Here is a 6,921-nt window from a genome sequence, read left to right as displayed (position 1 = left end):
GCCCACGCACATCGGCGGCCGGCCGGTCGAGCCGCGTGCGCACGCGGTCTTCACGCCTTTCGTGAACCACGCGATGGCGGCCGCCATCTCCATTCCCTGCGGCAGCGGGCGCGATGGCCTGCCGGTGGGCCTGCAGCTGATCGCGGCACGCGGACGGGACCGGCAACTGCTCGACGCGGCCCGCGCCGTCGAAGCGGTGCTGGCCCGGGCCGGCAACACGACGGCATAGTCATCCCCGATTCAAAGGAACATCCGATGCGCATCCTCGTCCTCAACCCGAACACCAGCCAGGGCATCACGGACCGGCTGATGAGTGCCGCCCGGCCCGCCGCGGCCGCCGGCACGGAACTGGTCGCGCTCACCGCCCCGCGCGGCTTCCCCTACATCGCGACCCGCGCGGAGGCGCAGATCGGCGGTGCAGTCGCGCTGGAGATGCTGGCCGAGCACCACGAGGGCTTCGACGCGGCCGTCATCGCCGCATTCGGGGACCCCGGCCTCTTCGGCGCGCGCGAGCTCTTCGACATCCCGGTGGTCGGCATGGCCGAGGCCGCGATGCTGACCGCCTGCATGCTCGGCAAGCGCTTTGCCATCGTGACCTTTGCGCAGGCGCTCGGTCCCTGGTACGAGGAGTGCGTGGAATCGCACGGGCTCATGGGCCGCCTGGCGGGCATCCGCATGCTCGAGGGCCGCTTCGCCTCCATCGCCGATGTGCAGGACGAGAAAGAACAACTGCTGGTCGACCTGGCGAACCGCGCTGTCGACGAGGACGACGCCGACGTGGTGATCCTTGCCGGGGCGCCGCTGGCCGGCCTGGCCGACAAGGTCAAGGACCGCATCCCCGTGCCCGTGGTAGACCAGATGGCCGCCGCGGTGAAGCAGGCCGAGGCGCTGGCGACGCTGCGTGTGCGCAAGGCCAGCGCCGGCACCTTCAGGCGGCCCGCGCCGAAGCCGGCGATCGGCCTGCCGGATGCGCTGTCTCGGCGCTTCGCTCCCTGAGCGCTTCAGCCGCCGCGCACGCCCTGCGTGTTGACGTAGATCGCGTAGAGCGACTGGCTCGCCGCCATGAAGAGCCGGTTGCGCGCAGCACCGCCGAAGCAGACATTGGCGCAGCGCTCCGGCAGCGCGATGCGGCCGATGGGCGTGGCGTCCGGCGCGAACACCATCACCCCATCGCGGCCCTCGCCGGTGCCCCAGCCGGCCCACAGGTTGCCATCGACGTCGCAACGGAAGCCGTCGGGCGCGCCTTGCGGATCGGCCTCGACGAACACGCGGCCGTTCTTCAGGCCCTGCCCGTCCTCGCTCAGGTCGAACACGCGGATGCGGCGCGGCGTGCTGCCCGACTCGACCACGTAGAGCAGGCTTTCGTCGGGCGAGAAGCACAGGCCGTTGGGGCGCTCGATGTCATCGCAGACCACGGTGGCCTTGCCTGTCTGCCCATCGACGCGATAGACGTTGGTCGGCAGCTCCGGCTCGGCCGCATGGCCTTCGTAATGGCCGAGGATGCCGAAAGGAGGATCGGTGAACCAGATCGAGCCATCCGACTTGACGACGATGTCGTTGGGCGAGTTGAGGCGCCTGCCCTCGAAACTATCGAGGATCACGGTGATGCTGCCGTCGTATTCGGTGCGCGTCACGCGCCGGGTGCCGTGCTCGCAGCTGAGCAGGCGGCCCTGCCGGTCGCGGGTGTGGCCGTTGGCGAAGTTCGATGGCTTGCGAAAGTGGCTGACGGCGCCGGTCTCCTCGTCCCAGCGCAGCACGCGGTTGTTGGGAATGTCGCTCCACAGCAGGTAGCGGCCGTCGCCGAACCACACCGGGCCCTCGGCCCAGCGGAAGCCGGTGGCAAGGCGCTCGACGGCGGCGCTCGTCAGGCGGTACTTGGCGAAACGCGGGTCGAGGGTCTCGACGGCGGGGTCGGGGTAGCGTTGGGCGGGGTGCCACATCATGGTAGTTGTCATTGATTGATGATGCTCTTGTTCGCAGATGCCGTGCATGACCGCGTGAAGCTCTCTGCAGAGGCGCATCGCCGCAGCATGAACAGTGAAGCAATTGTGTGCCTGGAGGCTGCGCTTCTGCCCGCCAAGGTTGCGCCCACCGAAAGGTTGGCGCGTGCGCGAGAACTGCGTGCCGCTCTCCCGAAGGGCAATTGCATTGGCGATTCAGCCCAACGCCAAGCTCGTGACGAAGGACAATGAATTGCCCAGGCGCATTCCCAACTCGCGCCGTGGCACTTTCTGCGAGCTAACGCTTGCGCGTCACCAAGGCGATGATCTCGCCCATGATCCCCCGCCGGAAGGCCAGCACGCAGATCACGAAGATCAGGCCTGTGACCATGGTGACCGACTCGCCCAGCGTGCCGAACCATTCGATGGACGTCAGGCTGGCGAGCAGGTTGCCGAACTCGCCGATCTTGTTTTCGAGCAGCACCACCACCGCCGAGCCGACCAGCGGGCCGGACAGCGTGCCCAGGCCGCCCACCAGCGTCATCAGGATCACCTGGCCCGAGGCGGTCCAGTGCACGTCCGACAGCGTGGCGAAGCCCAGCACCAGGGTCTTGAGCGAGCCGGCCAGGCCCGAGAGCGCGGCCGAGATCACGAAGGCCAGCAGCTTGAAGCGCGCCACGTCGTAGCCCAGCGAGAGCGCGCGCGGCTCGTTTTCCTTGATGCCCTTGAGCACCTGGCCGAAGGGCGAATGGATGGTGCGCACGATCAGCAGGAAGGCGGCGACCACGATCAAAAGCGCCACGTAGTACATGACGAGGTCGTCCTGCAGATCGAGCAGGCCGAAGAGCTTGCCGCGCGGCACGCCCTGCAGGCCGTCCTCGCCGCCGGTGAACTTGGCCTGCAGGCAGATGAAGAAGACCATCTGCGCCAGCGCCAGCGTGATCATCGCGAAGTAGATGCCCTGGCGCCGGATGGCCAGTACGCCGAAAAGCCAGCCCAGCAGCGCACCGGTGAGCGTGCCGGCGATCAGCCCCAGTTCCGGCGACAGGCCCCAGACCTTGATCGCATGCCCGGCGACGTAGGCCGAGCCGCCGAGGAAGGCCGCGTGTCCGAAGGACAGCAGCCCCGTATAGCCGAGGAGCAGGTTGAACGCGGAGGCGAACAGTGCGAAGCACATGAGCTTCATCACGAACACCGGGTAGGCGCCGAGGAAGGGCGCGGCGACCAGCCCGAGCAGCAGCAGGCCGTAGAGGACGAGGGAGACGTTGTTGTTCTTCATCACGCGGGCCGCTTCACTTCTCTTTGCCGAACAAGCCGGCCGGCCGGATCAGCAGCACGATGACCATGATCACGAAGACCACGGTGGACGAGGCCTCGGGATAGAAGACCTTGGTGAGGCCCTCGATCACGCCCAGGCCCAGGCCGGTGAGGATGGCGCCCATGATCGAGCCCATGCCGCCGATCACCACCACCGCGAAGACCACGATGATGAGGTTCTGCCCCATCAGCGGCGAGACCTGGATCACCGGCGCGGCGAGCACGCCCGCAAAGGCGGCGAGCGCGACGCCGAAGCCGTAGGTCAGCGTGACCATCAGCGGCACGTTGACGCCGAAGGCCTCCACGAGCCGCGGGTTCTCGGTGCCGGCGCGCAGGTAGGCGCCCAGGCGCGTCTTCTCGATCACGAACCAGGTCGCGAAGCAGACTACCAGCGAGGCCACCACCACCCACGCACGGTAGTTGGGCAGGATCATGAAGCCGAGGTCGGTGGCGCTGGCCAGCGCGTCGGGCGTGTCGTAGGGCAGGCCCGAGACGCCGTAGACGGAGCGGAACACGCCCTCGATCAGCAGCGTGAGGCCCAGCGTGAGCAAGAGCCCGTAGAGATGGTCGAGCTTGTAGATCCACCGCAGCAGCAGGCGCTCGATCACGACGCCGAACAGGCCGACGACGATCGGCGCCGCCACCAGCATCACCCAGTAGTTGATGCCGAAGTAGTTCATGGCCATCCATGCCAGCACCGCGCCCAGCATGAACAGCGCGCCGTGCGCGAAGTTGATGACGTTGAGCAGGCCGAAGATCACCGCGAGCCCGAGGCTCAGGATCGCGTAGAACGATCCGTTGACCAGCCCGAGGAGGAGTTGGCTCAGCAGTGCTGGAAAGGAGATGGTCATTGGATGCTATTTTTTTTCAGCGGGGCCGCGGCGCCCGGCCAGCGGAAGCAGCCGGGCGGGCAGCCTGGGGCGCGAGCGCTGCTGCGAGCACTACTTCCAGAGGGCGCACTTGCTCTCGGCCTTGGTGGTGAAGACCTGGTCGCCCGGCAGCTTGCTCACGACCTTGTAGTAGTCCCACGGCTGCTTCGACTCGGCCGGGCTCTTGACCTGCACCAGGTACATGTCGTGCACGAAGCGCCCGTCCTCGCGGATGCGGCCCTTGGCGTAGAAGTCGTCGACGGGCGTCTTCTTGAGCTGCTCCATGACTTTGTCGGCATCGGTCGTGCCGGCGGCCTGCACCGCCTTCAGGTAGGTCATGGTGGCCGAGTAGTCGGCGGCCTGGATGTCGGTCGGCATGCGCTTGGTCTTGTCGAAGAACTTCTTGCCGAAGGCGCGGGTCCTGTCGTCGATGTTCCAGTCCCAGCTGGTGGTGAGCAGCAGGCCCTCGGTGTTCTTCAGGCCGAGACTGTGGATGTCGGTGATGAAGACCAGCAGGCCCGCCATCTTCATCGACTTGGTGATGCCGAATTCCTTGGCCGCCTTGATCGCGTTGATGGTGTCGCCGCCCGCGTTCGCGAGGCCCAGGATCTGGGCCTTGGAGTTCTGCGCCTGCAGCAGGAAGGACGAGAAGTCGGAGGCATTGAGCGGATGCTTGACGCCGCCGACCACCGTGCCGCCCTTCTCCTTGACGACCTTGGCGGTGTCGCCCTCGAGCGCTGCGCCGAAGGCATAGTCGGCGGTCAGGAAGAACCAGCTCTTGCCGCCCTGCGCCACCACCGCCGCGCCGGTGCCCTTGGCCATGGCGACGGTGTCGTAGGCGTAGTGCACGGTGTAGGGGCTGCACTGCTCGTTGGTGAGCGCCGAGGTGCCGGCGCCGTTGACGATGAAGACGCGCTTCTTCTCCTGCGCGACCTTCGCCATCGCGAGGCCGGTGCCGGAATTGGTGCCGCCGAAGAGCATCGTCAGGCCTGCCGTGTCGATCCATTCGCGCGCCTTGGAGGCGGCGATGTCGGCCTTGTTCTGGTGGTCGGCCGTGATCAGCTCGATGGGCTGGCCGTTGACCTTGCCGCCGAAGTCGTCGATGGCCATCTGGATCGCGGTGGCGCCGTTGCGCCCCTCGACGTCCGCGTAGAGGCTGGACATGTCGGTAATGAAGCCGATCTTGACCTGGGCCTGGGCGGCGCTTGCCGCCAGGGCCAGGCCGAGGACGACTGCCGAAAGCGCGAACTTGTTCTTCATGTGTTCTTTCCTTGCAAATGGATCCGGATCATTTCCAGAGCGCGCACTTGGACTCGGCCTTGGTCGTGAAGACCTGGTCGCCCGGCAGCGTCTTGACCACCTTCAGGTAGTCCCATTCCTTCTTCGACTCGGACGGCGCCTTGACCTGCACCAGGTACATGTCGTGCACGTAGCGGCCGTCGGCGCGGATCTGGCCCTTGCCGAAGAAGTCGCTGATCGGCATCTTCTTGAGCTGTTCCATCACCTTGTCGGCATCGGTGGTCTTGGCGGCCTCGACCGCCTTCAGGTAGGTCATGGTGCCCGAGTAGTCCGCCGCCTGGATGTCGGTGGGCATGCGCTTGGTCTTCTCGAAATAGCGAGCGGCCCACTTGCGCGTGTCGTCGTTCAAGTCCCAGTACCAGCTGGTGGTGTGCAGCAGGCCTTCGGTGTTCTTCAGGCCCAGGCTGTGGATGTCGCTCAAAAAGACCAGCAGGCCCGCGGTCTTCATCGTCTTGCCGATGCCGAATTCGCGGGCGGCCTTGATGGAGTTGATGGTGTCACCGCCCGCGTTGGCCAGGCCCAGTATTTGCGCCTTGGAGTTCTGCGCCTGCAGCAGGAAGGAGGAGAAGTCCGAGGCATTGAGCGGATGGCGCACCTTGCCGATGACCGTGCCGCCCTTCTCCTTGACGATGCGCTCGGTGTCGGCCTCCAGCGCATGGCCGAAGGCATAGTCGGCGGTGAGGAAGAACCAGCTCTTGCCGCCCTGCTCGACCACCGTGGCGCCGGTGCCCTTGGCGAGCGCGACGGTGTCGTAGGCGTAGTGCACGGTGTAGGGGCTGCACTGCTCGTTGGTGAGCGCCGAACTGGCGGCGCCGTTGTTGAAGTAGACGCGCTTCTTCTCCTGCGCCACCTTCGCGGTGGCCAGTGCGGTGCCGGAGTTGGTGCCGCCGAAGATCATGGTGACCCCGGCGGTGTCGATCCACTCGCGCGCCTTGGAGGCGGCGATGTCGGCCTTGTTCTGGTGGTCGGCCGTGATCAGCTCGATGGGCTGGCCCAGCGCCTTGCCGCCGAAGTCGGCGATGGCCATCTCGATCGCGGTGGCGCCGCCCTTGCCCTCGAGGTCGGAATAAAGGCTGGACATGTCGGTGACGAAGCCGATCTTGACCTTCTCCTGCGCCTGCGCGCCGGAAGCCAGGGCCAGGGCGCCGACGGCCAGCGCGATCGCGGTGAATGCAGTCTTCATGGTGTCTCCTTCAATCAAAAAAAGTGAGCGGGGTTCACACGCCGAGCAGCTCGTGCAGCACCGGCATCTTGGCGTCGAGCTCGGCCGCGCCGAATTTCTCGACGATGCGGCCGTGCTCCATCACGTAGAAGCGGTCGGCCAGCGGTGCGGCAAAACGGAAGTTCTGCTCCACCATGACCACCGTGTAGCCCTTGCCGCGCAAGGTGTGGATCATGCGGGCCAGGGCCTGCACGATCACGGGGGCCAGTCCCTCCGAGATCTCGTCGAGCAGGAGCAGCCTCGCGCCGGTGCGCAGGATGCGCGCCACCGCCAG

General features: G+C 66.5%; 8 protein-coding genes and 1 pseudogene. 3 read left to right on the top strand and 6 right to left on the bottom strand.

The genetic code is table 11. The features are described 5' to 3' along the window. Both APY03_RS44020 and APY03_RS18380 read left to right on the top strand, forming a co-directional pair. Nucleotides 1–229, top strand: a 229-nt coding sequence (locus APY03_RS44020; protein WP_269747388.1) for an amidase family protein, incomplete at its 5' end; no start/stop codon positions are given. 26 nt (nt 230–255) lie between these two features. Further along, nucleotides 256–996 (top strand): aspartate/glutamate racemase family protein, encoded by a 741-nt coding sequence (locus APY03_RS18380; RefSeq protein WP_068678803.1) that lies wholly within the window; start codon nt 256–258, stop codon nt 994–996. Between the two features lie 5 nt (nt 997–1,001). On the opposite strand, the gene APY03_RS18375 is transcribed toward APY03_RS18380, so the two are convergent. Continuing rightward, complete coding sequence (locus APY03_RS18375) at nt 1,002–1,955, bottom strand: SMP-30/gluconolactonase/LRE family protein (RefSeq protein WP_068678801.1); 954 nt, start codon at nt 1,953–1,955, stop codon at nt 1,002–1,004. Between the two features lie 6 nt (nt 1,956–1,961). Between APY03_RS18375 and APY03_RS45675 the strand changes: the two genes are divergently transcribed. After that, on the top strand, nt 1,962–2,192 hold the full coding sequence (locus APY03_RS45675; RefSeq protein ID WP_083944452.1) for a FitA-like ribbon-helix-helix domain-containing protein: 231 nt from the start codon (nt 1,962–1,964) through the stop codon (nt 2,190–2,192). A gap of 46 nt (nt 2,193–2,238) precedes the next feature. Here APY03_RS45675 and APY03_RS18370 read toward each other — a convergent pair whose 3' ends face one another. From APY03_RS18370 to APY03_RS44015, 5 genes and pseudogenes are all read right to left on the bottom strand, one after another. Continuing rightward, the gene (locus tag APY03_RS18370) at nt 2,239–3,219 is read right to left on the bottom strand and encodes a branched-chain amino acid ABC transporter permease (RefSeq protein ID WP_068678800.1); all 981 of its coding nucleotides are present in this window, start codon (nt 3,217–3,219) and stop codon (nt 2,239–2,241) included. A 13-nt stretch (nt 3,220–3,232) separates the two neighbouring features. After that, nucleotides 3,233–4,108, bottom strand: coding sequence for a branched-chain amino acid ABC transporter permease (locus APY03_RS18365; protein WP_068678798.1), 876 nt, complete (start codon nt 4,106–4,108; stop codon nt 3,233–3,235). Nucleotides 4,109–4,198: 90 nt separating this feature from the next. Then, nucleotides 4,199–5,386, bottom strand: a complete 1,188-nt coding sequence (locus APY03_RS18360) for an ABC transporter substrate-binding protein (protein WP_068678796.1) — start codon at nt 5,384–5,386, stop codon at nt 4,199–4,201. Between the two features lie 28 nt (nt 5,387–5,414). Beyond that, nucleotides 5,415–6,608, bottom strand: coding sequence for an ABC transporter substrate-binding protein (locus APY03_RS18355; protein ID WP_068678794.1), 1,194 nt, complete (start codon nt 6,606–6,608; stop codon nt 5,415–5,417). A gap of 34 nt (nt 6,609–6,642) precedes the next feature. Continuing rightward, nucleotides 6,643–6,921: pseudogene (locus tag APY03_RS44015) on the bottom strand (ABC transporter ATP-binding protein); the annotation flags it as partial.

The organism is Variovorax sp. WDL1, assembly GCF_001541225.1.
Taxonomy (GTDB): domain Bacteria; phylum Pseudomonadota; class Gammaproteobacteria; order Burkholderiales; family Burkholderiaceae_C; genus Variovorax.
Note: the sequence above shows the minus strand (reverse complement) of the source record. Positions and strands in the feature narration are given on the sequence as shown.